Genomic DNA, 24,887 nt, shown 5'->3' on the forward strand with positions numbered 1-24,887 from the left:
TCAGAAGATCTCGAAGTACTCGCGCTGCTCCCAATCGGAGACGTGGCGAAGGTAGCGGGCGAACTCCGCCCTCTTGATGGTCGCGTACCAGTCGACCACGACGTCGCCGAGCGCGGCCCGGAAGACGGCGTCGGCCTCGAACGCGTCGACGGCGGCGCCGAGGGATGCCGGCAGCGACGGCGCGTCCGTGCGGTACGGGTCGGTGGTCGGCGCGGGCGGGATGAGACCCTGGTCGATGCCGTCGACGCCGCTGATCAGCTGCGACGCGATGTAGAGGTACGGGTTGGCCGCGGGCTCGCCCGAGCGGTTCTCGAGGCGCGTCGCCGGGTCGCCGACGCCACCGACCGCGCGCACCATCGCCCCCTTGTTGTCGATGCCCCACGCGATGCGGTCGGGCGCGAGGGAGTTCGGCTGGTAGCGCTTGTATCCGTTGACCGTCGGGGTCGTGAAGACCGCCGCGGCACCGGCGTGCGCGAGCAGGCCGCCGAGGTACGCCGAGCCGAGCAGCGACAGCGTCGTGCCGGGAGCGTCAGGCATGAACGCGCCGCGTCCGGTCGCCCGCTCGGTGAGCGATTGGTGCAGGTGCCACCCGGTGGACGCGCCCTCGGCCCCCTGGGGGCGCGACATGAAGGTCGCGTGGTAGCCGAGGCCCGCGGCGATGCGTCGGACCGCTGTGCGGCACAGGACGATGGCATCCGCGATCTCGGCGGCGGAACCTGCCTCCATCGTGATCTCGAACTGGCTGGGGCCGAACTCCAGCTCGATCGAGCGCAGCGGCAGGTCGAGGAGCGTGAGCCCGCGGTACAGCGCGTCGACGAGGGGCTGCATGCGGTCGAGCCCCTCCTCGAGGAGCAGCTGCGATCCGCGCGTGGTCGGGGCGGTGAGAGATGCGGCGCCCGGACGACCGGGCGCACCGACATGCTCGGTGCCGAGGGCGGCATCCTCGGCACGGAAGACGTGGAACTCCAGCTCGGCGCCGACGGTCATGTCGTAGCCGCGCGAGGCGAGCGTGGTCAGCTCGTTGCGGAGAATCGTCCGGGTGCAGAACGGCACGGGGCTGCCGTCGGGGAAGTGCAGGTCGCACAGGAGCCAGGCGGTCCCCGGCGCCCACGGCAGCACGCGGAACGTGGTGGGGTCGGGCACGAGCACGATGTCGCCCGCGCCGCTGAACCCGGTGATTCCGACGCCCGTCTCGGCGCTGAACACCGAGAAGACCGACTGGCCCGACGTGTCCTTCAGCAGCAGCGAACTCGGCGCGGTGACGCCCGACCGCAGCGCCGCCGCGAGACCCCCGCGCGCGATGGTCTTCCCGCGCAGGATGCCGTGCTGGTCGACGAACGAGAAGCGCACCATGTCGATGCCGAGCTCGTCCACGACGCGGCGCATCTGACCGGCCGCGGCGTACTTCGCCTCGCTCCACAGCCCGTGGCGGTGAACGAAACCCTCGCGGTCGGCCGCGAGCATCGGGCGGGCGGAGATGCCGCCACCGCTCTCCGAGACGGGGCGCTCGTCGACGTTGCGCTCACGCATCGACGGTCTCCTCGGCGGTCGCCTTCGGGGCGGCCCACGGCGAAGCGGAGCGACGCTCCTGCTCGCGCTGCACCCAGCGCTCCTGCCACGCGTCGTTGGCCGAGATCGTGTCCATCGCGAGGGGGCCGGTCAGCTTCGCGGCCTCCTCGGCACTCACGGGGTGCGAGGGCGTCTGCCCGCCCGCCGCGAAGGAGTCGATCGCGCGGAGCAGCAGGCGCCGGTTGGCCGTGACGGCGCGATCCGAGACGCCGAGGCGCTCGACCGTCCGATCCTGGATCGGGCCCATGCTCTCGACGGCCCACTGGTCGTGGACGTTGATGTCGAGCCCCATGCCCGTGTAGGTGAGGTCTTTCTGCTCCTGCGGGTCGAACCCCCAGTTGTTGTCGCGGTTGCGGATCGGCCGATAGTCGGGCAGCGTGACGCCCTCGAGCCGCTGCTGCAGCAGGGTGTCTTTGTCGGTGACCTCGGCGAAGTCGTACCAGATCATGTACCAGTAGTGATGCTCGTCATCGATCGGCACGTGCCACTGCGTGAACACCTTGGTGTTGCCGAAGGGCACGACGAAGGCGTTGGGGAACATGAGGTTCGTGACGCGCACGTGCTTGATGTCGTCGGTGAGCTGGCGCAGCGCGAAGACGCGGAGACCGTGCTCGGCGCTCTCGACCTCGATGTCGGGGCGGTAGCTCTCGCCCACGAGCATCGAGAGCTTCTTGCCGGTGCCCTCGACCTCCTCGGCGAACTGCTGCCCGTACATCTCGCGGGGGTCTTCCTGGATGAAGCGGTGAAGGAACGACACGTGGCTCGGGTCGATGCCGCCCTCCAGGCCCTGCAGCCAGTTGCAGTCCCACAGGCCCTTGAAGGCGAACGTGTACTCCTCGGGTGCGACGAAGCAGTCGTAGTCGGGGAACGGCGGCGGGTCGCCCGCGCCCATGTAGGTGAAGATGATGCCGTTCTTCTCCACGCACGGGTAGTTGGCGATACGGATCTTGCCGAGGAACTGGCTGTGCTCGGGCTCGGCCGGCTGCTCGACGCACTTGCCCTCGCCGTTGTAGAGCCACCCGTGATAGAGGCACCGGATGCCGTCCTCCTCGAGGCGGCCGTACGACAGGTCGACGCCGCGGTGGGCGCAGTACCGGCTGATGAGACCCCACCCCTCGCGCTTCTTGAACAGCACGAGGTCTTCGCTCATGATGCGGACGGCCTTCACCGGCCGCTCCCCCGGCATCTCCGACACGAGCGCGGCGGGCTGCCAGTACGAGCGCAGGAGGTTCCCGAGCGGAGTGCCGGGACCGGACCGGGTGATCTTCTCGTTGTCTTCCTGCTTCAGCATCGCCGTTGCCTCTCGTCGTCGGTGGGTGTGTGAGGCCCTCAGGCCTGAAGAACCAGGACGGGGCACGCCGAGCGCGAGACGCACACCATCATGCAGTCGTTCGCGGCACGCTCCTGGGCCGTCAAGACGAAGTCGCGGTGCTCGACCTCGCCCTCGAGCACGCCCGTCTCGCAGCTGCCGCAGATGCCCTCTTCGCAGTCGGAGAGCACGTCGACACCCGCTTCGCGGATGACCTCGAGCACGCTCTGCTCGGGTTCGACGGTCAGCTCGACGCCCGTGAGCGCGAGGCGCACCGAGAACGGCCCGCCCGGCTCGTACTCCACGACGGGCGCGGTGAAGTACTCCAGGTGCAGACGACCGGATGCCTCGGGCACCAGGCGCGTGACCTCTTCGAGCATCCGCGCGGGACCGCACGCGTACACCGCGGCACTCGGGTGCGCCGCGAACTCGGCCTCGAGGTCGGCACGCACGCCCTCGTCGCGGGCGACGACGTCGACGGCTCCCCCGGGGATCGCGGCGAGGTCGTCGAGGAATGCCATGCGGGTGCGGGAGGCACCGAGGTACAGCACCCGCCACGGCACGCCCGCCGCGGCGGCGGCGCGCACCATGGGCAGAACCGGCGTGATGCCGATGCCGCCCGCGAGGAACAGGTACTCGTCGGCGGGGTCGAGACCGAAGTGGTTGCGCGGTCCGCGGAGCGTCACGACGTCGCCCGGGCGCAGCCGCTCGTGCACGGCGCGGGAACCGCCGCGGCTCTGCTCCTCGCGGAGGACCGCGATGCGGTACCGCGCCGAGCCCGGCTCGCCGCACAGCGAGTACTGGCGGACCGGAGCACCGGCGAGCGCCAGGTCGATGTGGGCACCGGGCGTCCACTCGGGAAGCGGACCATCGACGCCCTCGAGTTCCACCGAAATCACGTCGGCGGTCTCGAGCGTCAAGGAGCGCACTCGGGCGCGGCGCTCGGTGGCATCCTCTCGACTCGTCATGTTTGGATCCTAACAGATACAGATTGGATCCCGAATGCTTGGTCTGGGAGCCACATACTCGTGAATTGCGTGGCATCGCGAATGCGGTCTGCTAGGTTCACACCTCGTGGGATCGCGACCACGACCGACCGAGAGGGGCATCATGGCCGCAGGGGGCGACACCGAGATCTCGGCGGCCGGGGGGCACGCCCTCGTCGATGAGATCGCTGCCAAGATCCGGGAACGGATCATGTCGGGCGACATCCCCATCGGTTCGCAGCTGCGGCAGGCGGAGCTCGCGAACGACTTCGGCGTCAGCCGGACGCCCGTTCGCGAGGCCCTCCGGCAGCTGCAGACGGGCGGCCTCATCGAGGTCCTCCCCAACCGCGGCGCCGTCGTGCGCGTGCCCGCGCCGTGGGAGGTGCGCGAGGCGTACGAGGTCCGCGCCGAGCTCGAGGCCCTCGCCGCGGCCCGCGCGGTCGAACGCATCTCGCGGAGCGACGTGACGCGCTTGCGCGCAGCGAACCAGGACATGTACGACCGCTCGGTCGAACGCGAGCGGGGGCAGGGCGACCCGGCGCTCGCGAGCCGTCGCGAGAACGACGTCTTCCACAACACGATCGCGGAGGTCTCCGCCAACGCGCGTCTCGCCCGCGCGATCGAGGAGATCAACGAGACCTTCCCCCGCAACGTGTCGGCTCAGCTGCTGGTCGGCGACGACCGCCACCGCGAGGAGAACTTTCAGGAGCACGTCCGCATCATCGAAGCGATCGAGCGCGGCGACGCCGAAGCCGCCCGCCGCGAGATGCGCGAACACGTCCTGAAGGCCGGCGAGCAGCTGGCGCGGTGGTACGAGCGGCGCTCCGCGACGGTGTTCACCGGCTGACGCGGGGGCCTTCCGTCAGAGGAACGGGGTGAGGGCCGCGCGCACAACGCGGGCCGCTTCTTCCGGCTCCACCTGCGGCACACATTGATGACCGAGCGCGGCAGTCCACTCCTCCTTCGTGGGCAGCCGGGCGAAGGACACCCTTGCCGCGCTCGTGTACGGCCCGAGCTTTCCAAACATCTCGACGGCTTCGCGGTCGATCTTGCCGGCATCCGCCAGCGCCCACAGGTCGTAGAGGTCGCGTGGCGCCCGACGGTCGCTCCAGGCCGCCAGCTTCGCGGCGGCGAACGCCGCTGCCGTCAGCACACGTAAGCGTGCGGGTGGTGCGTCACTGTAACGCTGCTCGATCTGTACGACTTCCGCCGGCCACGCGGGATACCCCTGCGCTGAGAGGAGTTGGAGACGAATACGGACCCCGCCGGCCTCCACCACTGACGACTCGGAGTCAACGGTGTCGCGGAGGCGTGGAGTAAACGTCGGCGTTCCGAACGCACGCCCGAGCCCGCGCACAATGGCCGCCTCTATTCGGTCGCCGATCTCGGCGCGCGACCCGGAGGCGATGAGGTCGATGTCCTCCGAGAGACGGAGATTCGTCAGATGTGTACGCGCGAGCGCGGTACCCCCGAAGAACACCACATCATCCGTGGACACCGTAGCGATCGCGGCGAGGGCGTGGGAGATGACGTGATCGCGGACGACCTGCTCCGCAGCAACACCGAATTGCGCCTCGACCACCGCGCGCTCGTGCTCGTCGAGGACGCCCGGCGTGACACGACTCGCGCGGCTTCTCGGCTTGCGGCCGTCCTGCCTTTCCGCCATCACTGCCTGCCCGCTTCCATCTCGTCGAGAGCCCCACGCACAGCAGCGTTCGCGCGACCGAACGTGTCGACGACACGCCGCAGATCCGCGGGCCCGACCTGCCCGCGCAGGTGACGCGCCGCGTCCATGACCTCATCGGGCAGGCCTCCCTGTCCCGGCTTCATCAAGAGGTCGTACAGCGTCTGCGCCCGCGTGGTCACCAGAGCACGTCCGAGCTCGTTCTGTTCGAGTACGGCGTCGAGACGATCGACATCGCGCGGGACGAGGTGGACAATGCCCCCGGTGTCCAGGGTCACGGGAGGTCGTCCCGCCTCCGGGATGGCAACGGTCGTTACACCGATAGCGCGAGGAATCGCTGCCCAATGGCGCGCGGCACCGAGCCCCATGAGGATGGCATTGCGGTTGCCGAACCGTGCAGTGGCCACGGCCAGCCCCGCCGCTTCCAGGGTGGGGCGCCATTGCCGACCATCGCGACCCTCAGGAGGTGCCGCGTAGACGCCTTTTGCGAGACGGACCAGCGCCCCGCGGTCGACGAGTCGAGCGATCGTACGCCGCGCATGGGAGAGATCCGGTTCCAGGTCTTGGGGGCGCACCGTCCGGAGCGGCGCACGCTCGATCGCACGCAGCGCGTCCACGTCGCTGACCATCGGATTCACCTCTCTTACTGAGACTAGCGTGACAGCTGGCGTCACGTCAGTCTCAGTGAGTCTGTTCCGCAGCCGCAACGAGCGCGCCTAAGCCCGCGCCCGACCCTCGCGCGGTGCACCTCAACCGACCACCAGGGGCGCCGCCATCAAAACGGCCGACGCGCCCATCGCCCGCGGATGCGCGAGCACGTGCTGAAGGCCGGAGAGCAGCTCGCCCGCTGGCACGAGCGGCGCTCCGCGACCGTGTTCACCGGCTGACGCAGCTACGTGGAGCCTCTCGCTCTCTGCCTCAGCGGCGGGAGACGTGGCGCCGGCGCTGGCTCGGAAGGAACCCGAGGCCGATGGGAACAAGGATCCCCAAGGCGCAAACGATGGCGACGACGAGGATGTCCATGTTCTCCATCGTCGCACGAGGGAGACAGCGGGGCCAGGGGCCTGCGACGCACTCGGTGCGCCGTCAGCCGACCACCAGCGGCGCCGCCATCAGCACCGCCGACGCGCCCATTGCCAGCGGCGGCAGCCGCGTGACGAGCGGCCGGTCGCGGTGCGCCGTCACGAACAGCGCCACGCCCCCGACGGCGTACGCGGCCACCCCGACGAGGGTGAGGACCACGAGCGGCACAGCCCCCGCCCCGTGATGGGACGAGCCCGCGGATGCCGGGACGTGAGCCGCGAGCAGGAGCGCCGCCATGAGCACGGCGCCGAGCGCGTCGAACGCCCGCATCCGCCGGTCAGCGATCCGCCGCGCCGGCCCCGGCGCCACGGCCACCAGCGCCGCGAGAAGCAGCGCCGCCGCCCAGAACACCGCCGGCACGCTCCCACCGCCGAGCACCATGTCGCCCATCGCGAGGAGCATGAGCGCGGCGATCAGGAGTTCACGCACGCGCACGGCGGGGCGATCGGCGGCGACGCAGCACGCGCCCGCCGCCGTCGTCACGAGCGCTCCGGCGTGGAGGACCTCCCCCATCAGTGACCGTGGTGGTCGTGCCCGTGGTGCCCGTGCGCGGAGTGGTCGTGGTGGTCGTGACCGCCCGCGTCGTGGCCGTGGAGCGCGTGTCCCTCGGCCACGGCCCCACCGGCGCCCGGCGAAGGCGCGTGGCAGTGGTCGCCGCCCGACGACGGCGGCAGGTCGAGCGAGGGGTTCCGCGTGAAGAACCCGTCCGGCTCGAAGCGCAGACCGATGCGGTGCACCGGCATGATCGGCCACTCCTCGGGCTTCGGGTAGTGGTGCACCCCGACGATCGGCCACAGCACGAGCTCGGCCCCGTCGAGCGGACGGTCCGCCTGCTGCCACGCCGTGATGCCCTCGGCCTCGAGCGGGGCCTGGTTCGGATAGTCGCCGGTGATGAAGCGCTCGTTCGGGTCGTACGCGGTGGCCCAGAGGTGCTTCGAGACGAACGGGGCCTTGCGGGCGACGACGCTGCCGGATTTGGCGAACAAACGCGTCGTGTGCATCGCCGACAGGCGGTAGGCGGTGTTCTCACCGAAGCGGTTCGTGCGCTCGGTGTTCTCCACTCGCCAGTGCACCGCGCGGGAGGCATCCGCCATGCGCCCGGCATCCTTCTCGGACGCGATGACCTCCGACACCATCTTGACCGCGTTGCCCCAGGGGTTGAGGTCTTCGTCCTCCTCGACCTCGGCGTGCACCTCGACCAGGCGGTTCTTCGGGCCGTCGATCGCGGTGTCCATGCGCACGGCGAAGTAGTGCTGGTGCGTGGGCGCCTGGACGTTCGGGCTCACCATCCGCCCGAAGGCGGGCATCTTGCCGTCGTCGATTCCCGAGACCGACAGGATGCCGGTGAGCTTGATCTCCAGCTCGATCGAGCCGTCCTGGTACAGCGACCAGTAGAAGCCGTAGTCGTAGTTCGCGACGGTGGCGAAGAACGAGATGACGAGGCGGCGCGAGCGGCGGACGTCGGCCTCACCGGTGCGGGTGTTGACGTGCTTCCAGAGGATGGAGGAGTCCTCCTCGTGCAGGCACACGCCGTTGGTGATCGTCTGCGCCTCGCCGAGCCCGTCGAGCACGTGGGCGTCGAAGTAGTGGATCTCGCCGAGGCAGTCGCATCCGAGTTCGAGGGATGCCGTCAGGGGCCCGGCCCCGTACTCGCCCCAGTCGAAGAAGTTCTTGCGGTACGCCGTCGGGTCGGCGTCGAGGTACGGCACGTACATCTCGTTGACCGCCGCGCGGCGGAGGATGGGACGCTCGACGTCGCCGTCGCGGTACGCGATGTCGTGCAGCACGAGCCCTTCGCGGTGCGTGAAGCCGATGCGGAACGACCAGTTCTGCCACGAGACCTTGTGGCCCTCGACGGTGAAGCCGGGGCCCTCGGGCTGCGTGATCTCCAGCGGCGCGACGTGCCGGTCGGGACCCCAGGTGCCCGAGCGGTAGTTGCCGCCCTCGCTCGCCATCGGGATGACGCCGTGGTCCTCGATGCGGATGATGTCGAGCGTCTCGAGGTCGAGGATCGGCACGAGCCCGGCGACCGGACGCGCGTAGCCGTTGTCGTCCGCGCTCTCGCGGTACCAGACGGTGCCCCACGACAAGCGACGGTCGGCGAGGTCCTCGGGCTCGAAGCCGGTGATCGACTCGGGGTCGACCCACACGTGCGTGGTGTCGGTGATCCCGCGCTTGGCGAGGGCTTCCTTCAGGAGCGGGTGCTCGCGGGCGGCGCGGGCGATCGCCCGCGCCTCGTCGCTCGAGACGCCGGGGCGCTTGGCATCCACGGGGCTCCAGGATGCCAGCGAGGCCTCGGCGCGGTCGGTGCCCGAGGTCCAGCCGGTGACCTCCCACGCGGCGTGCGCCGCCGGGTTCATGACCACCAGACGCACGGGGCGCCCCTGACCGGGCGCGAGGCTGCGGGCCAGGCCCTCCTCGACGGCGATGCCCCAGAAGCGCGGCTCGGAGCCGATGCGCTCGTCCGCGCGCACGAGCGCGGCGACCTCGACGATCTCGCTCGGGGTGAGGGGGTCGCTCCAGTGCCGGTCGGCGGTCATCGGGTCTCCTTGGTGCGGTGGGGCGGGCGGTGCGGTGGGGCGGGCGGTGCGAGGGAACGGGTGGGGTCAGGATGCCGGGACGAGGACGGCGACCCCGTCGGCGCGGGGATCGCTCGCGGCGTCGCGCACGCCGGCGGTGCGCGACCGGCGGACGAGTTGCACGTGGCCGGCTTCGTCGGCGGGTCCGGGGAAGGCGGCGATCCCGAGCCCCAGGTACTCGGCCCGCGCGACGACCTCCGGCGCGACACCGGGTTCGGTCACGAGCGTCAGCCGGTCGTGACCGAGGTCGCGATCCCCGATCACCCAGCGCGGGCGGCCGAGAAGCTCGGCCAGGTCGATGTCCGGGACGGTGGCGTCGGGCAGCACTTGCGCGAGGATCCACGGCTGCGCCCGGCCGCCCTGGCATCCGGCGACCACCGTCAGGTCACCGCGGTCGACGATCGCGGGCGCGAGCGTGTGCGGCGGGCGGGCGCCGGGGCGGATCGCCGCGGGTGAGGCGGGGTCGATCGAGAACGCGCCGCCGCGGTTGTGGAGCAGGATGCCGGTCGCGGGGTCGAGCAGTCCGGAACCGAACGTCTGGTAGACGCTCTGCACGATCGTCACGGCGTAGCCTTCGTCGTCGATCGCCACCACGGCGGCGGTGTCGCCCTGCGGACGCGGCTCGCCCGGGCCGGTGAGCGCCGGGGCGTCCAGCGCGAGCAGCGCCTCGAGGTCGACCGGGCCCGCGGCGGGGTCGCCGAGGTGGGCGCCGCGCGCCTGCGCACCGCGGACGCTCGCCTCGAGCAGGTCGCCCGCGCCGGGATGCCGCCCTCCGGCGGCCGCGACGCCGACGAGGATCGCGCCGACCGACGGCGGCGGGGCGACGCTGTACGCGGCGTCGCCGATGGTGCGGGTCAGTGCCGCGGTGACCTCGGGGCGGTAGTCGGCGAAGTCGGCGTCCGTGTGCGTGCCGCCGTGGGCGCGCAGCGTCCGCACGAGAGAGCCGGAGATCTCGCCGTCGTAGAAGTCGCGCGGGTCGACCGCGAGGCGGCGAAGCGACGCCGCCAGCGCCGGCTGGAGGAGCGCATCGCCCTCGGCGAGCAGCTCACCGTCACGGGTGAAGACCTCGCGCAGCCCCGTGTCCGCCTGGATCGCGTCGGCGCGCGCGACCAGGGCCCGCGCGAGCCCCGCGCTCACCGGCGTTCCGCCGTCGGCGACCTCCGCCGCCGACGCCAGTGCCCGCGACACCGGCAGAACCGCGCCGAGTTCGGCGATCGCGGTCCACCCGGCGACCATGCCCGGCACGGTCACCGAGCCCGCACCGGCGCGCGGCACCTCCCTCCAGGCCGCCGCGGCGTCGGCGACGGCGGCCGGCGCGGTGCCCGCGGCGACGACCGCGGTCGTCGAGCCGTCCGGGCGACGGACCAGCGCGATGACGTCCCCGCCGAGCGCGCACTGGTGCGGATAGACCACGGTCAGCATCGCGGCCGCGGCGAGCGCGGCATCCAGCGCATTTCCTCCCGCGGCGATCGCGGAACGTCCCGCGTCGACGGCGGCGGCGTGGGGGGCGGCGAGGGCGATGGTCACGTCAGATCCCCCGTCGCGCGGTCGAGACGAAGGCGAGGTCGGGGCGCTCGATCCCGGTGGCGAGGTCGGCGACCGCGTCGCCGATCGCCGGCCCGAACTTGAACCCGTGCCCCGAGCAGGCCGACACCGCGATGACCTCGGGGGCGTCGGCGAGCGGCCCGATGACGAAGCGCTTGTCCTCGGTCATCGTGTACAGGCACGCGGCGAGTTCGACGGGCGCCGTGTCGAGCGCGGGAACGTACGCGTGCAGCAGGTCGCGCAGCGCCTCCGCCTCGGCGGGGGTCGGCGGGGCGACGGGCGTCTCGGGGTCCCAGACCTCGCCGGCATCCACTCCCAGTTTCACGCCGTTCCCATCGGCATCAGGGATGCCGAACACGAGCCCCTCGGGACGATCGACGGAGAAGGCCCCGAGGGCGGGCGGCAGGCCCGCGGGCTGGCCGGCACGGACGGTGACGGTGAGGATGCGCCAGACCTCGAGCAGGTCGGCCACCGAGGGCAGGAGGCGGGCGGCGAACGCACCGCCCGCGACGACGAGACGACGCGCGCGCACGATCCCGCGATCGGTGCGGACTTCGACGCCGTCGGCGATCGAGTCCCAGCCGAGCACCCGCTCGCCGTCGCGCAGCTCGGCTCCGGCGCCTTCCGCGAGGCGGCGGAGCGCCGCCAGCGACCGTTCGGCCTCGAGCACGCCCGCCGACGGGTCGTACACGGCGCGGTAGCCGTCGGGCACCGCGAACGACGGCATGAGGGCCGCCATCTCGGCCCGGTCCTCGACGAGGACGCAGTCGGGACCCTGGAGCTGCGACGACCCCTCGTGCGCGTACAGGCCGCCCGTGCGGTGGAGGAGCGTCTCGCCCGATGCACGCTCGAGCTCGCCCCACGCGTCGACGGCCTTCTCGACGAGCGGGTTCCAGACCGGGTTCGGGTAGGCGCGACGGATCATGCGGGTACGCCCGTGCGAGGATCCGCGGGAGTGCCCCGCGACGAAGCGATCGATTCCGATCACCCGCGCGCCGCGTCGGGCGAGGCTGGCGACGGTGGACATCCCGTGGATGCCAAGTCCGAGCACGACGACGTCCGCCGAGGCGACCGCGGTCATCGCATGATCCCCGTGGCGATCGCCGCGACCCCGTCGACGAGGGCCGACACGTCCGTGTCGTCGTTGTACACGTGGGGCGAGGCACGCACGACGCCGGGGACGCCCCGGTCGCCGAGGTCCCACTGTCCGTGGGTCGCCGGAACCGACACGACCCGCACGCCGCGGCGCGCCAGCTCGACGACGGCGTCCGGGGATGCCACCCCCTCGACGACGAAGGTCACGATCGCCGAGCGGGTCCCCGCCGGGTCGGCGACGGTGACGCCGTCGATTCCGGCGAGCGCGGTGCGCAGCCGATCCCCCGCGGACACGAGCCACCGCTCGGTCGCGGCCAGGCCGCGCGCGGCGGCCTCGTCCAGTGCGGCCCCGAGACCGAGACGCGCGGCGATCGCGCCTTCCCACGTCTCGTAGCGGCGGGCCGTGGCATCCAGTTCCCAGGACGCGCTGGACACCCACCGGGCACCGCGCACGTCCGGCGCGGCCGGCAGAAGGCGCTCGCGCAGGCCGTCGCGCACGTAGGCGAACCCGGTACCGCGCGGGGCGCGGAGGAACTTCCGACCGGTAGTGACCAGGACGTCGCACCCGATCTCGCGGACATCGACCGAGAGATGGCCCACCGACTGGGTGGCGTCGAGGATGTAGGTCCCGCCGTAGCGCTGCACGACCTCTCCGATCTGCGCGGCCGGCTCGACGAGTCCGGACGACGTGGGCACGTGGGCGACCGTCACGATCGACGGTACCCCGTCCGAGAGGATCGCCTCGAGGGCTGCGACGTCGACGCGGCGGCGCTCGTCGTACGGGGCGATCACAAGGTCGATGCCGTGCTCGCGGGCCACGCTCATGAGGTGCAGCGCGTGGCTGACGTACGTGCTGCTCGAGGCGACGATGCGCTGCCCGCGCGTCGGCCGCAGAGCGTCGAGCATGACGCGGAGCCCGCTCGAGGCGCTGTCGAACAGCGCGATCTCGCCCGGCTCGGCGCCGATCAGTCCGGCCGCGGAGGAGTAGACCGCGTCGAGGCGGCCGCGCTGCTCGGCCGCCGCCTCGTACCCGCCCTTCGCCTCTTCCAGACGGAGGTGGTCGACGACCGCGGCCACCACACCCCGCGACGGCAGGGCCGCGCCGGCTGCGTTGAAGTGACTCGCGAGCGTCGAACCCGTCGTGCGGTCACGCTCGGCGGCGACGTCGATGGTGGGCCCGTCCGCGGGCGACGCGGACGCCGAGGCCGGTGCGGCGTCTGCGAGGGGGAGCGGGTTCATGGGCGACGGGATACCTCCGAGTAGGATCCAAACATACTACATGTGGATCCAATCTGTGTTGGACGATCTGGGAGGTGCCGTGTCCCGCATGCTCGCCTATGTCGGCCCCGAGCCGCTGGCCGCCTCCGCGGCCCTCGGCGAGGACGTCCTGGCATCCTTCGCCGCCCTTTCCCGCGTCCACTCCGACGGGTGGGGAGCGGGATGGCGCACCCGCGCCGGCGTCGCGGCCCGTGTCGCGGCAGGCCGACCCGCCACCCGGGGCGATCTGAGGCGAGCGGTCCCCGTTCCCTCGACCGCCGCCGTGCTCTACCTGCGCTTCGGCAGCGCGGGGACGGGCACCGGTGAGGCCGAGGCGCAGCCGTTCCTGTTCGGCGACGGCGCGTTCCAGCACAACGGCGCCCTCGCCCCCGCCGATCGACTGCGCGCCGAACTCACCGGCGAGGAGCGCGCGTCGCTGGGCGGGAGCAACGACAGCGAGCTGTACTTCGCCCGCCTTCGACGCGCCATCGACCCCGGCGCCGCGGTCGACCCGGCCCGGATCGCGGATGCCGTGGCCTCGGTGCGCGCGTCGTATCCCGACGCCTGCCTGAACGCGTTCCTCCTGACCCCGACCGCCCTGGCGGTCGTGCACTCGTCCGCCCGACGTCCCGCCCCCCTCGCCGCCTTCGCGGCGCGCGGACTCGACCTCGCCGACCTGCCGCCCGGCCACGGCGACGACTACAACGTCCTCGTCACCCGCCGCACCGCCAGCGGCGCGCGCGTCGTCGCGACGACCGGCATCCCCCTCGCCGGCTGGACCCCGCTCCCCGACGACACGGTCTCCCTCCTGACCCCCGAGTCCGTGGCATCCTCCCCGATCCCCCTCCGCGCGAACGTGTGAGGTGCCGCGCGGACTAGCGTGGACGTATGGCACGGATGCGGGTGGAACCGGACGACGCGCCGACGGCCCGATTGTCGGACGGGTCGACCGCGCGGGTGACGGCCTCGACCTTCGTCTCGGGGTCGGAACTCGTCGTCGACGGCACGCCCCAGTCGCACGTCGACCTCGATGATCCGACGCACCTGCACTTCGAGTACGTCGCGCGCATGGGCGCGGTCATCGACAGGCTCCGGATGCCGGGACAACCCCTCACCGCGGTGCACCTGGGCGCGGGTGCCTTGACGCTCCCCCGCTACGTCGAGGCCACGCGACCCGGATCGCGGCAGCAGGTCATCGAGCTCGAGCCGGCGCTCTGGGACCTCGTGCGGGAGAACCTCCCCCTCCCCCGCGGCGCCGCGATCCGCGTGCGCATCGGCGACGCCCGCGCGGGCCTGGGGCGCCTGCCCACCGGACTCCACGGCGCGGTCGATCTGCTCGTGAGCGACGTCTACTCCGGCGCCCAGACGCCGGCGCACCTGACCACCGTGGAGTTCTACCGCGAAGCGGCCACGCTCCTCGCCCCCGACGGCGTCCTGCTCGTCAACGTCTCGGACGGCCCGGGGCTGGCCTTCGCACGGCGCCAGGTCGCGACCGTGCGCGCGGTGCTGCCCGAGGTCATCGTGCTCGCCGAGGTCCAGGTGCTGAAAGGACGCCGGTTCGGCAACCTCGTCGTCGCCGCATCGTCCGCTCCCCTGCCCGTGGAGTGGTTGCCGCGTCTCATGGCCGCCGGCCCCCACCCCGCGAAAGTCGCCCAGGGCGCCGAGATCAACGAGTTCATCCGCGATGCGCGCCCGGCCACGGACGCCGATGCGACGCCGTCGCCGAAGCCGTCGGCATCCATCTTCGACCGCTGACGCGCGGCGTCCCGACGCGCGCCCACGCGGGTTCGCGACCCGTCGGTGTGGCGCGGCGGACCATCCGCCACCGGCACCGCAGACTGGGAGACATCGGCCATTCGAGAGGAGCGACGGTGAGCTACATCCACGGGTACGACCCCGACACGTTGCGCGAGATCACCGACTCTCGCGAGTGCGCGGAACGGCTCGAGGAGATCGGTTCGCAGCGCAGCCTCCCCGCCCTGCTCGAGCGCACCTGGCTGCTGAAGGTGCTCGACCGGTTCGACGAGGCACTGACGGTGTCGGAACAGTCCGTGCGCGTCGCCCGCATGGCCGGAACGCGCCGCGATCTGCTGCGGGCCCGCATCCTGCACGCCACGATCCAGCAATGCCGGGGGGCGTTCGCCGCCGCCGAGCACGAGCTCACCGCGTGCGCCGAGGAGGCCGAGGGCCAGGGCTGGGCCGGTATCGCCGCGTTCGCCCTGCAGCACCGCGGCAAGGTGCACTACGACGAGGGCGATTACGAATCCGCCCGCCGCGACTTCAAGCGCGCGCTCTTCCTCCGCCAGAACGCCGGTGCCAGCGACGCCGAACTCGAGTCGACGCTCCTGGCGATCGACGCCGCCGATCGCCGGCGAACCCGCGCGGTCGTCGCGAGCTGACGTCGGAGCCCCTCTCTACGCTTTCCGTCATGTCCGATCTGCAGCGTGTGCGCGTGTGGGCAGAGGCACTGATCGCCCTGCACCTCGATGAGTCATGGTCGTTCGCCTTCGACAACGCCAAGCGCCGCGCCGGGCTGTGCGACTACGGCCGACGCCGCATCAGCGTCTCGCGCTACCTCGCCGCCCGCTACGACGACGACACGAACCATCAGACCCTCCTGCACGAGGTCGCCCACGCGGTGGCCGGTGCCGCGGCGGGTCACGGGCCGTCGTGGAAGCGCGCGGCCCGCGAGCTCGGTTACGTCGGCGGCACGACCCACGCCGGTGAGACCGCGGTCGAACTGGCGCCGTGGGTCGGCACCTGCCCGGCCGGACACATCGCCTATCGCCACCGCCGGGCGACCCGTCCCACGTCGTGCGCGAGGTGCGCGCCGTCCTTCGACCCGCGGTTCGCGCTGACGTGGGTGCGCCGCGAGATCACACCCGCGACGCGGCTCGCCGCAGCGACGCCGCGCTGAGCCGACCTCAGGCGGCGGTGAAGACCCCGTCGCGCAGCACGGGGACCACGGATGCCGCATCGCGCGCGGCCGCGGCGAGGACGAGGTCGGCTGCGCCCGCGTCCGCGCGCAGCCGCCCCGTGCCGCTCGCGGTGAGCAGGTGCCGCACGGCCCCGCGCAGCGCGCGGAAGCCTTCGCCCGCGACCGCGGCGTCGGGCGAGGCGTGGTCGATGCCGAGGTCGCCCAGCGCGGCGACGACGGCGCCCGCGCCGAGGAGGTCTTCCACGGCGAATCGCGTGTCTCCCGCGTCGGAGTCGCCCACGGCGATGACGGCGATGCTCGTGCGGTCGCCGCGTGAGCGCTGCACCTCGAGTGCATGGGCGGCCACGGCGGCCGCGTTGCGGATCCCGCCGACGACGACGTGCGCACCGGCCCGTTCCGCGGCGAGCGCGATGCGGTCGGCGGCGTCGGCCTGCACGGGAGAGACCTCCCCGCGCTCGACAGCCGCCAGCACCCGGGCGGTCGATCCGAGCGTCTGCACCACGACCACGACGTGAGCCGGGGCTACCCGATGGAGCCCCGCCTCGCCCCACTCAATGCGCACCTGGTACTCGGACTGCGAGAACGCGTCGGGGGTGTTCGGCATCCTTCGAGCCTACGACGGGCACCGGAGGATCCGCGGCCCGTCAACCCGCGCGCGATGCCTCGCGGAGATGGCACGATGCGAGCATGCGCATACTGCTGAAGTTCGAGATCGACTGCGATCCGGATGCCGCCTGGCGAGCCCTGCACTCGCCGCGTGCGGTCGCGGAGCTCTACGGGCCCCTGCTGAACGTGGAGCCTCTCGAGGAGGCCCCGACGTCGTTCGCGTCGGGCGACGATGTGCCGGTGCAGATGCGGGTCGCGGGGATCCTCCCCGTCGGCAGACAGCTGATCTCCGTCGCCGACCGCGAGACGAGCGACGGCAACGGCCCCGTGCGGGTGTTCCGCGACTGGGGCGTCCCCCTGACCGGCGCCCTCGCCGTGCTGGACGTCTGGGATCACCAGATGGCGGTCTCGGCGGTCCCCGGAGATCCGAACCGCACGCTGTGGCGCGAGAGGCTGACGATCGGCGGCGCCGCCGCGCCCGCCCTATGGCCCGGCCTCTGGGCGATGTGGCAGTGGCGCGCGACACGCATCCGCGCCCTCGCACCCACCTGGGCGCACGACCCCGAGCCCGCGCCGGAGTCCGCGGGAGGGTAGTCGGAGCTCAGACCAGCCCGTGGCGGTAGGCGAACACCACGAGCTGCACCCGGTCGCGCAGCGCGAGCTTGGCGAGGATGCGGCTGACGTGCGTCTTCACCGTGGCCTCCGAGAGGAACTCGCGCGCGGCGATCTCGGCGTTGCTCAGACCCGCCGCGGCCAGGGCGAAGATCTCGCGCTCCCGGTCCGTGAGAGCGGCGTAGCTCGGCGGCAGCGGGTCGGTCGCGCCCCCCTGCGCGATATGCGCGAACAGGTCGCGCGTCGCCTGCGCCGCGATCACGGCCGACCCGGCGTGCACCGTCCGCACGGCGGAGAGGAGGAACTCCGGATCCGAGTCCTTCAGGAGGAACCCGCTCGCGCCGTGCTGGATCGCCCGCGCCGCCGCCTCGTCGAGATCGAACGTCGTGAGCACGACCACCCGCGGGGCGCCGGTATCCCGGAGGATCTCGGCGGTCGCGGTGAGCCCGTCCATCACCGGCATCCGCACGTCCATCAGCACGATGTCGGGACGCGTCGCCCGCACCACCTCGACGCCCTCTCGACCGTCGGACGCCTCGCCGACGACCTCCAGGTCGGGCTGCGAATCCAGCACCATCCGGATGCCGGCGCGGAACAGCGCCTGGTCGTCGACGAGCACGACGCGGATCGGCGAGGTCATCGGCACAGGTCCTTTCGAGGGGCGGGGGCGGGTCGGCATCCACTCTGCCGGGTGCTCTCCGACCCGGTCACGCGGCGGCGCCGATCGGCAGGATCGCGCGGACGACGAACTCGTCGGACTCGGGCTGAGCCGAGAGCGTCCCACCGGCGAGTTGCGCGCGCTCGCGCATCCCGATGACGCCGTGCCCTCCGACGGCCGGTGGGGTGCCGACGACCCGTCGGTTGCGCACGGTGAGGTCGACCCGATCCGGATGCCACGCGAAGCGCACCGTCACGCGAGCGTCGGATCCGTGGCGAAGGGCGTTCGTGAGCGCCTCCTGCAGGATGCGGTACAGCGCGAGCTGAACCGCGGCGGGCGGGTCCGCGTCGGGATGGGGGTCGACGGCGGCGTCGAGGTCGACGCCCGCGGCGCGCACCTGCGCGTAGAGCGACTCGAGGTCGGCGAGGGTGGGCTGCGGTCCTTCCGCCTGACTGTGGCGCAACTGCTGGAGAAGGAGACGCACGTCGGCGAGCGCCGCGCGTGCCGTCGACGAGATCGTCGTGAGCGCCGCCGTCGCGGCTGCCGGGTTCTGCGCGGCGGCGTACCGGGCACCGTCCGCCTGCGCGATCACCACGGCGAGCGAATGGGCGACGACGTCGTGCATGTCACGGGCGATGCGCACCCGCTCCTGCTCGGCGATCGTGGCCTCCTCGGCCGCACGCTGCGCGGCCGCGTTCTCGGCGGCACGACGGGTTGTGCGTACCAGCGCACCGGCCCCCCACGACAGCAGAAAGGCGAAGCCAGAGGTCAGGAGCACCGCGAGGACGGCGAAGGCGCTCTCGGTCGAGAACAGCTGCAGCCCGCCGCGCAGGATCAGATAGCCCGTTGCCGTGGCCGCGCCGAGGAACGTCGACACGAAGCCCGCCCAGTACACGCGGCGGCTGCCGTAGGCGGCCGCGGCATACAGCACCACGAACACCGCCACGTCGGTCGGACTCGGCGAGCGCAGGAGCGACATCTGCACGATCGCGGCGACCCACGCCAGAACCAGGGCCACCCCCGGCTGCAGACGCCGGAAGGCGAACGCGGCAGCGAACAGGACGGTGACGACCGCCGCGCCGAGATTGCCCGTGACATCACCGGGCGTGATCTCGATGACGAACGCGAGCAACCCGAAGAGACCGGCCGCGACGAGGTCGACGATCAGCTGGTACCGGAGCAGGGGACGCAGGGCGATGCGCATTCCCGCCACGCTACGCGGGCGTGGGGGTCGTGGCATCCGTCGGTGGATGTATTCGCGAGCGGCCCCCGAGCCGCCCTGGGGCCGGGGCTCCCCTCGCGCCGTTGCGGAGCCCCCACCCCGTTGAGTGTCCAAGACACGCGGACGGCCACAAGCCGCATCGGCGTGTCTTGGACACCGAACGACGGTGCGGCGCCTCAGGCCGGGAAATCGGCCGGTTCGATGGGGCGAGCCTCGAAAAAGGTCTGCAGCACGATCGTCGTCCGCGTGTTGACCTGCGCGGCCGCGCGGATGTCGCGGATCAGCGTCTCGAGGTCGCGCGGCGTGGGCACGCGCACGAAGAGCATGTACGCGGCATCGCCCGCGATGGAGTGGCACGCCTCGATCGCGGCGAGGTGGGCGAGGAGCTCGGGAGCGTTGTCGGGTTGCGCGGGATCGAGCGGCGTGATCTCGACGAAGGCGGCGAGCGGACGGCCGAGGGCCTCGGCGTCGAGCACGGGGCGGTAGCCGCGGACGATCCCACGGGCCTCCAGTCGCCGCAGGCGCGACTGCACGGCCGACACCGATAGGCCGACCCTCTCGGACAGGTGGGCGAGGGTGGCGCGCGCGTCGAGGGAGATCTCGCGCACGATGGCCGCGTCGACGGTGTCGTCGAGCCGCGCGGGGCGAACGGAACCGTCGGACATGGGCCGAGAGTAGCAGGATGCCGCGCGCCCGCCGTGGCGGGGTGCGTGCATTTTCCGTTAGCATGACGCTTCAACAGGAATATTTCCCGCCCTAACCGATCGGAGGCTTCGATGACCCTCGCAACGCCCGCGCGTTCCGCGCACGACCTGCTCGACGGGCACACCGCGGCCACCGCGGAGGACACGCCCGCGTGGAACCTGCTGAAGGATGCCGCTGTCGAACTGCAGTCGCTGCAGGCCGCTGACGGCTCGGTCCCCGAGGGCACCGACCACCCCCGAGCCGCCGCGCTCATCGCCGACATCGTCGATGCGATCTCGGCCCTCATTCCCCTCTTCCCCCACGACGACGCCTATCTCCGCGCGTCCGTCGTCGACTTCGCGCGCTGGCGGGACGGCGGCTTCGGCGTGCCCGACTTCCTCGACTCGCTCGTCGCCTTCCAGCCGCAGGAGCACCGCGTCGATGGCATCCGTCATCTCGTCGTGTTCCCGATGTACACGCAGAACGGGTCGCGCGACCGGCACGTCGAGGCCGTCCTCGTCGAGGTCATCTGGCCCGAGTTCATCGCGCGCCTGGAGACCGAATACACCAACGGCCTGTTCGTCTCGCTGCGCCTGGTCGACTTCACGCCCGGGTACGACACGAACTCGGCGGTGCTCTTCCCCGAGACCGTCGCGATGCGCGCGGTGCCGACGTTCACGTGGGGCGCGATCTTCCAGGACCGCGAGGCCGCCCGGTACCGCCGCGTGACCCGCGCCGCCGCCGAGATCACCAAGCTCGAGCTGCCGGCCGCCGCCGCGCAAATGCTCGACGACCAGGCGCTCACCGAGCAGACCTTCGTCATGTGGGACCTCATCCACGACCGCACGCACATGCGCGGCGACCTGCCCTTCGACCCGTTCATGATCAAGCAGCGGATGCCGTTCTTCCTCTACTCGCTTGAGGAGCTGCGCTGCGACCTGACCGCGTTCCGGGAATGCGTGTCGCTGCAGGCGCGACTGTCCGTGCGGGACGACCTGGATGCCGCGGAGCAGGCGATGCTCGAGCACGCCGAGCTCGTGCAGTACGCGGTGATCTTCGACCGCATCTTCCGCTTCGCCATCACAGGCTCGCGCGTACGCAACTACGACGGACTCGGCGGGCAGCTGCTCTTCGCCTGGCTGCACCAGCGCCGCGTGCTGCACTGGACCGACACGTCGCTCGCGTTCGACTGGGACGAGGTCCCCGCCGCGGTGGTCGCGCTCGCGGACGCGATCGACGAGCTGTACTGGCGCTCGATCGACCGCCCGAAGACCGCGCACTGGCTCGCCGCGTACGATCTCGTGCGCTCCGTCGTGACGCCGCACCCCGCCTCGGCGTGGGCGCGCGGACTGTCGGACGACGTACTCGCCGGGCTTCCCAAGGGGTACACCGACGCGGTGCTGGACGACGAGTTCCCCCTGTCGATGTTCTTCGAGGCGCTGGAGAAGAAGATGCGTCCCGTGATCGCCTCGACCGAGGGGATCACGGGCCGCGACTGAGGGTCCGAGCCGCGGCCGGGCCCGGACCGTCGGGCTGCGGCCCGAATCCGGGCCGTCGCGCGGAGTCCGTGGCCGACACTCCACAGGGGGTGGCGGGCGCGGCGGTGTGTCGGACACGATGTCCGCACGACGGTACGTCGCTGGGCGACCGCCGAACCGAACCACGGAGGAGGCCGCATGGGCACGGGGATCGAGGGGCGGGCGGTCCTGCTCGCCGGCGGAACGAGCGCGGCCGGGCGCAGCGTCGCCCGCGCGCTCCGGGCAGCGGGGGCCACGCCGGTCGTCGTGGGCTCCGACGCCGGTCGCCTGGCATCCGTCGCCGAAGAGATCGACGGTGTCGTCACCGCGCAGTGCGATCTCACCGACCCGGATGCCGTGGACGCGCTCCGCGACCGAGTGCGCACCGCGCACGGCGGGATCGACGGCGTCCTGCACCTCGTCGGGGGATGGCGCGGAGGCGGTGGGCTCGCGGGGCAGAGCGACGACGACTTCGCCTTCCTGCTTCGGTCATTCACCGCACTGCGCAACGTGACGAGGACCTTCGACGCCGACCTTCGAGCCTCGGATGCCGGTCGCCTCGCGATCGTGTCGTCGACCGTCGTCGCACGACCCCTGGCGGGCGGCGCGAACTACGCCGCGGTCAAGGCCGCCAGCGAGGCGTGGACGCGGGCGGTGGCCCAGGGCTTCGCCAAGGCGGCGCGCGATGCCGGACGGGAGCAGTCGGCCGCCGCGGTGGTGTTCCGGGTGAAGAGCCTCGCGGGACTCGAAGACGCCCTCGCGCTCGCGTTCCTCGGACTGTGGGAGGACCCCGCGGCCGACATCAACGACGTGACGATCGAGCTCGGCGCCTGACGCACCCCGGTTCAGTCACCGGTCGGCGGCGGGCCCGTGCGCTCGCGGGGTGGGGGTGCCTCGGCATCCGGGCTTCCTCCAGCGCGCGCGGCGAGCGCGGATGCCTCATCGGCGGGTCGGGGCGGATCGGCGGACGGGGCCGGATCGCCCGCCTCGTCGGGCTCGCTCGCGGGGGACGCGGTCTGGTACTGCCGGGACAGCACACGGTAGGAGCGCGTGAGGAAAGCGGCCGCCCCCGCCACCACCATGACGAGGCCGCCGAAGAGGAACACGAGCGCGATGCCGCGCCCGATCCCGTCGCCGAGCAGCCACCCCCAGGTCGCCCGACCGTCGGCGCCGTCCATGTACGGGATGATCGCGAACTCGGCGATCGGTGCGATGAGGAACGCGGTGACCGGCGCCGACGCGGACTCGAAGGCCGCAGCGAAACCGAAGACGCGTCCCTGCGTCTCGAAGGGCACGACCTTCTGGATCACGGTCTGCTCGGCCGCCTCGACCGCCGGGATGAGTGCCATGTAGACCCAGATACCGGCGATGTACAGCCACCACCAGTCGCGCAGAGTGAACGTGGCCCCGAGGACGCCCATGCCGATGACGATCAGCAACATGGTCCGGATCGGATTGCGCCCGAGTCCGAACTTCGCCACAAGGCCGCCGCCGATGATGAAGCCGGTCGCGGTGATCCCGAGCACGAGGCCCCAGGCCTCGACGCTGAAGAGCTGAAGCCCGTAGGGGTCCATGAGCGCGAGGTACACGCCGCCGATGAGGTTGTTGAACGTCGAGAAGATGAGGAGCGCGAACAGGCCCGGCGACGCCCGAACGGCCCGGACGGCGCCCCGGACGTCGACCGCCGGCGCGCGTTCACCGGTGGGCTCGGGGCGCTTCTCGGGGATGCGGATGGTCAGGAGGTGAAGGAGGGCGGCGAGCGTCAGGACGATGGCGATAGCCAGCGTCCACCCCATGCCCAACTGCCCGACCGAGAGCCCACTGAACACGCTCGTCACGACGAACGACAGGCCCTGCACCGTACCGACCAGACCGTTCGCGTTGGCCCGGCGTTCTTCGGGGACCAGCAGAGTGACCGTCGTCGACAGCGCGATGTTGCGCATGTTCTCGATGACAGCGCCGCCCAGGACGACGCCGGAGAAGACCCAGAACCACGGCCCGCCGAGGTCGAGCAACACACGCTCGGGGAACAGGAGCCAGAGCGCACCGGCGATGAGGAACGCCGCGAGCGTGACGACCCCCGACACCACCATCACCCGGTGCTTGCGGTGGCGATCCACGATCGTGCCGAAGAGCATCGCGAACACCGCCAGCAGCAGCATGTACGCGCCGCCGATGATGCCTGTCGCGAGCACCGACCGTGTCTCGAGGTACACCCAGAACGTCAGCGCGAACCACAGGTAGCTCGTTGTGACGTTGGCGGCGGCGGTGTTGACCAGAACGCCGAGGAACGCCCGACGACCGGTGGCGGGATCCACGATCGGTGCCACGGCGGAGTCAGCGGGCTGAGGCGTCTCGGACATGCCGCTCACGTTAGCCACCCCCTCCGACATGGGCCAGAGGGCCGGCGTCTGCGGCATCCCCGATGACTACGCTGGAGGGGTGACCCCCCTGCATGACACCGCCGTCCGCGGCTTCGCGTCCGACAACTATTCCGGCATCCACCCCGACGTCCTGGCGGCCATCGCCGCGGCCAACGAGGGCCACCAGGTCGCCTACGGGGAAGACGTCTACACGGCCCGTCTGCAGGAGCTCTTCACGGGTCTGCTCGGCGAGGGCGTCGAGGCGTACCCCGTCTTCAACGGCACGGGCGCGAACGTCGTCGGCCTGCAGTCCATGCTCCCCCGCTGGGGCGCCGTGATCTCGGCATCCACCGCTCACATCAATGTCGACGAGGGCGGAGCCCCCGAGCGCGTCGGCGGCATCAAACTGCTGACGGTCCCCACCGACGACGGCAAGCTCACGCCCGAGCTCGTCGACCGCGAGGCGTGGGGCTGGGGCGACGAGCACCGCGCTCAGCCGCTCGTCGTCTCGATCACGCAATCGACCGAGCTCGGCACGCTGTACACGGTCGACGAGGTCCGCGCCCTCGCCGACCACGCGCACGCCCGCGGGATGCGCCTGCACATGGACGGCGCGCGCATCTCCAACGCCGCGGCGGCCCTCGACGTGCCGCTGCGGGACTTCACCCGTGACGCCGGTGTCGACGTGCTCAGCTTCGGCGGCACGAAGAACGGCGCGATGATCGGCGAGGCGATCGTCGTCCTCGACCCGGCGGCATCCACCGGACTCACGTACCTGCGCAAGCTCGACATGCAGCTCTCGAGCAAGATGCGCTTCGTCTCGGCGCAGCTGGTCGCCCTTCTCGAGAACGACCTATGGTTGCGCAACGCCCGCCACTCCAACGCCATGGCGCAGCGTCTGCGCGCCGGGGTGGAAGCGGGACTCGCCGACGGCTCGATCCAGGGCGTGGAGTTCACCCAGCCGACGCAGGCGAACGGCGTGTTCGCGACGCTGCCCGCGGGCGTCGCCGACCGGCTGCGGACCAGCTTCCGGTTCTACGACTGGGACGAGCTGCGCCGCGAGGTGCGCTGGATGTGTTCGTTCGACACGACCGAGGCCGACATCGACGCGTTCGTCGCCGCGATCTCCCGCGAGACCACCCGCTGACGAGGCCCGTCCGGCATCTCACGCGCGGACGCC

The 24,887-nt window shown here is 71.9% G+C and carries 24 protein-coding genes; 9 read left to right on the forward strand and 15 right to left on the reverse strand.

All coding sequences use genetic code 11. The features are described from left to right. From D8Y23_RS02965 to D8Y23_RS02975, 3 genes are read right to left on the reverse strand one after another with little or no spacing between them, the layout of a single operon-like run. Window positions 1-1,530 (reverse strand): glutamine synthetase family protein, encoded by a 1,530-nt coding sequence (locus D8Y23_RS02965; RefSeq protein WP_128216689.1) that lies wholly within the window; start codon window positions 1,528-1,530, stop codon window positions 1-3. Beyond that, the gene (locus D8Y23_RS02970; RefSeq protein WP_128216690.1) at window positions 1,523-2,860 is read right to left on the reverse strand and encodes a Rieske 2Fe-2S domain-containing protein; all 1,338 of its coding nucleotides are present in this window, start codon (window positions 2,858-2,860) and stop codon (window positions 1,523-1,525) included. Before D8Y23_RS02970 ends, D8Y23_RS02965 begins: the two co-directional genes overlap by 8 nt. A 38-nt stretch (window positions 2,861-2,898) precedes the next feature. Next, window positions 2,899-3,846, reverse strand: coding sequence for a PDR/VanB family oxidoreductase (locus tag D8Y23_RS02975; RefSeq protein ID WP_128216691.1), 948 nt, complete (start codon window positions 3,844-3,846; stop codon window positions 2,899-2,901). 142 nt (window positions 3,847-3,988) lie between these two features. On the opposite strand from D8Y23_RS02975, the gene D8Y23_RS02980 reads away from it, so the two are divergent. Beyond that, complete coding sequence (locus tag D8Y23_RS02980) at window positions 3,989-4,711, forward strand: GntR family transcriptional regulator (protein WP_128216692.1); 723 nt, start codon at window positions 3,989-3,991, stop codon at window positions 4,709-4,711. Window positions 4,712-4,726: 15 nt separating this feature from the next. Here D8Y23_RS02980 and D8Y23_RS02985 read toward each other — a convergent pair whose 3' ends face one another. From D8Y23_RS02985 to D8Y23_RS16935, 7 genes are all read right to left on the reverse strand, one after another. Beyond that, a complete protein-coding gene (locus D8Y23_RS02985) occupies window positions 4,727-5,530 on the reverse strand; it encodes a nucleotidyl transferase AbiEii/AbiGii toxin family protein (RefSeq protein ID WP_128216693.1) in 804 nt (267 codons plus the stop codon). Then, complete coding sequence (locus tag D8Y23_RS02990) at window positions 5,530-6,222, reverse strand: type IV toxin-antitoxin system AbiEi family antitoxin domain-containing protein (RefSeq protein ID WP_205796759.1); 693 nt, start codon at window positions 6,220-6,222, stop codon at window positions 5,530-5,532. Before D8Y23_RS02990 ends, D8Y23_RS02985 begins: the two co-directional genes overlap by 1 nt. A 412-nt stretch (window positions 6,223-6,634) precedes the next feature. Beyond that, window positions 6,635-7,144 (reverse strand): hypothetical protein, encoded by a 510-nt coding sequence (locus D8Y23_RS03000; protein WP_128216695.1) that lies wholly within the window; start codon window positions 7,142-7,144, stop codon window positions 6,635-6,637. Beyond that, window positions 7,144-9,171, reverse strand: a complete 2,028-nt coding sequence (locus tag D8Y23_RS03005) for a primary-amine oxidase (protein WP_128216696.1) — start codon at window positions 9,169-9,171, stop codon at window positions 7,144-7,146. Before D8Y23_RS03005 ends, D8Y23_RS03000 begins: the two co-directional genes overlap by 1 nt. A 66-nt stretch (window positions 9,172-9,237) precedes the next feature. Then, a complete protein-coding gene (locus tag D8Y23_RS03010) occupies window positions 9,238-10,737 on the reverse strand; it encodes a gamma-glutamyltransferase (protein WP_128216697.1) in 1,500 nt (499 codons plus the stop codon). A gap of 1 nt (window position 10,738) precedes the next feature. Next, window positions 10,739-11,836 (reverse strand): N-methyl-L-tryptophan oxidase, encoded by a 1,098-nt coding sequence (solA, locus tag D8Y23_RS16930; protein WP_205796763.1) that lies wholly within the window; start codon window positions 11,834-11,836, stop codon window positions 10,739-10,741. Continuing rightward, on the reverse strand, window positions 11,833-13,089 hold the full coding sequence (locus tag D8Y23_RS16935) for an aminotransferase class V-fold PLP-dependent enzyme (RefSeq protein ID WP_205796766.1): 1,257 nt from the start codon (window positions 13,087-13,089) through the stop codon (window positions 11,833-11,835). The genes solA and D8Y23_RS16935 overlap by 4 nt, the downstream gene beginning before the upstream one ends. 79 nt (window positions 13,090-13,168) lie before the next feature. On the opposite strand from D8Y23_RS16935, the gene D8Y23_RS03020 reads away from it, so the two are divergent. The 4 genes from D8Y23_RS03020 to D8Y23_RS03035 all read left to right on the forward strand — a co-directional run bounded on the left by D8Y23_RS03020 (window position 13,169) and on the right by D8Y23_RS03035 (window position 16,024). Further along, window positions 13,169-13,969 carry a class II glutamine amidotransferase gene (locus tag D8Y23_RS03020; RefSeq protein ID WP_164878119.1) on the forward strand — a complete coding sequence of 267 codons (801 nt, stop codon included), beginning with the start codon at window positions 13,169-13,171 and terminating at the stop codon, window positions 13,967-13,969. A 26-nt stretch (window positions 13,970-13,995) separates the two neighbouring features. Further along, entirely contained in the window at window positions 13,996-14,862 is an 867-nt protein-coding gene (locus D8Y23_RS03025; RefSeq protein ID WP_128216699.1) for a spermidine synthase, read from the forward strand. A 116-nt stretch (window positions 14,863-14,978) separates the two neighbouring features. Continuing rightward, window positions 14,979-15,506, forward strand: a complete 528-nt coding sequence (locus D8Y23_RS03030) for a tetratricopeptide repeat protein (RefSeq protein WP_128216700.1) — start codon at window positions 14,979-14,981, stop codon at window positions 15,504-15,506. Between the two features lie 29 nt (window positions 15,507-15,535). Continuing rightward, window positions 15,536-16,024 carry a SprT-like domain-containing protein gene (locus tag D8Y23_RS03035; protein WP_128216701.1) on the forward strand — a complete coding sequence of 163 codons (489 nt, stop codon included), beginning with the start codon at window positions 15,536-15,538 and terminating at the stop codon, window positions 16,022-16,024. A 7-nt stretch (window positions 16,025-16,031) separates the two neighbouring features. Here D8Y23_RS03035 and D8Y23_RS03040 read toward each other — a convergent pair whose 3' ends face one another. Beyond that, window positions 16,032-16,649: a 2-phosphosulfolactate phosphatase gene (locus D8Y23_RS03040; RefSeq protein ID WP_128216702.1), complete on the reverse strand. Its 618-nt coding sequence runs from the start codon at window positions 16,647-16,649 to the stop codon at window positions 16,032-16,034. A gap of 83 nt (window positions 16,650-16,732) precedes the next feature. Here D8Y23_RS03040 and D8Y23_RS03045 point away from each other — a divergent pair, with 83 nt between their 5' ends. Then, window positions 16,733-17,245 (forward strand): hypothetical protein, encoded by a 513-nt coding sequence (locus D8Y23_RS03045; protein ID WP_128216703.1) that lies wholly within the window; start codon window positions 16,733-16,735, stop codon window positions 17,243-17,245. 7 nt (window positions 17,246-17,252) lie between these two features. Here D8Y23_RS03045 and D8Y23_RS03050 read toward each other — a convergent pair whose 3' ends face one another. From D8Y23_RS03050 to D8Y23_RS03060, 3 genes are all read right to left on the reverse strand, one after another. Then, window positions 17,253-17,903, reverse strand: coding sequence for a response regulator (locus tag D8Y23_RS03050; protein WP_128216704.1), 651 nt, complete (start codon window positions 17,901-17,903; stop codon window positions 17,253-17,255). A gap of 67 nt (window positions 17,904-17,970) precedes the next feature. Continuing rightward, window positions 17,971-19,125 carry a sensor histidine kinase gene (locus D8Y23_RS03055; RefSeq protein ID WP_240663744.1) on the reverse strand — a complete coding sequence of 385 codons (1,155 nt, stop codon included), beginning with the start codon at window positions 19,123-19,125 and terminating at the stop codon, window positions 17,971-17,973. A 194-nt stretch (window positions 19,126-19,319) separates the two neighbouring features. Beyond that, window positions 19,320-19,808, reverse strand: a complete 489-nt coding sequence (locus tag D8Y23_RS03060) for an Lrp/AsnC family transcriptional regulator (RefSeq protein WP_128216706.1) — start codon at window positions 19,806-19,808, stop codon at window positions 19,320-19,322. Between the two features lie 111 nt (window positions 19,809-19,919). Between D8Y23_RS03060 and D8Y23_RS03065 the strand changes: the two genes are divergently transcribed. Together D8Y23_RS03065 and D8Y23_RS03070 are read left to right on the forward strand one after the other, a co-directional pair. After that, a complete protein-coding gene (locus tag D8Y23_RS03065; RefSeq protein WP_128216707.1) occupies window positions 19,920-21,326 on the forward strand; it encodes a DUF6421 family protein in 1,407 nt (468 codons plus the stop codon). Window positions 21,327-21,503: 177 nt separating this feature from the next. Continuing rightward, window positions 21,504-22,178 carry an SDR family NAD(P)-dependent oxidoreductase gene (locus tag D8Y23_RS03070; protein ID WP_128216708.1) on the forward strand — a complete coding sequence of 225 codons (675 nt, stop codon included), beginning with the start codon at window positions 21,504-21,506 and terminating at the stop codon, window positions 22,176-22,178. Between the two features lie 11 nt (window positions 22,179-22,189). On the opposite strand, the gene D8Y23_RS03075 is transcribed toward D8Y23_RS03070, so the two are convergent. After that, window positions 22,190-23,707 carry an MFS transporter gene (locus D8Y23_RS03075; RefSeq protein ID WP_128216709.1) on the reverse strand — a complete coding sequence of 506 codons (1,518 nt, stop codon included), beginning with the start codon at window positions 23,705-23,707 and terminating at the stop codon, window positions 22,190-22,192. Between the two features lie 79 nt (window positions 23,708-23,786). On the opposite strand from D8Y23_RS03075, the gene D8Y23_RS03080 reads away from it, so the two are divergent. Further along, the gene (locus tag D8Y23_RS03080) at window positions 23,787-24,854 is read left to right on the forward strand and encodes a threonine aldolase family protein (protein ID WP_128216710.1); all 1,068 of its coding nucleotides are present in this window, start codon (window positions 23,787-23,789) and stop codon (window positions 24,852-24,854) included. The last annotated feature ends 33 nt before the right edge of the window (window positions 24,855-24,887 follow it).

Source organism: Microbacterium enclense (assembly GCF_004022425.1).
Lineage (GTDB): Bacteria > Actinomycetota > Actinomycetes > Actinomycetales > Microbacteriaceae > Microbacterium > Microbacterium enclense_A.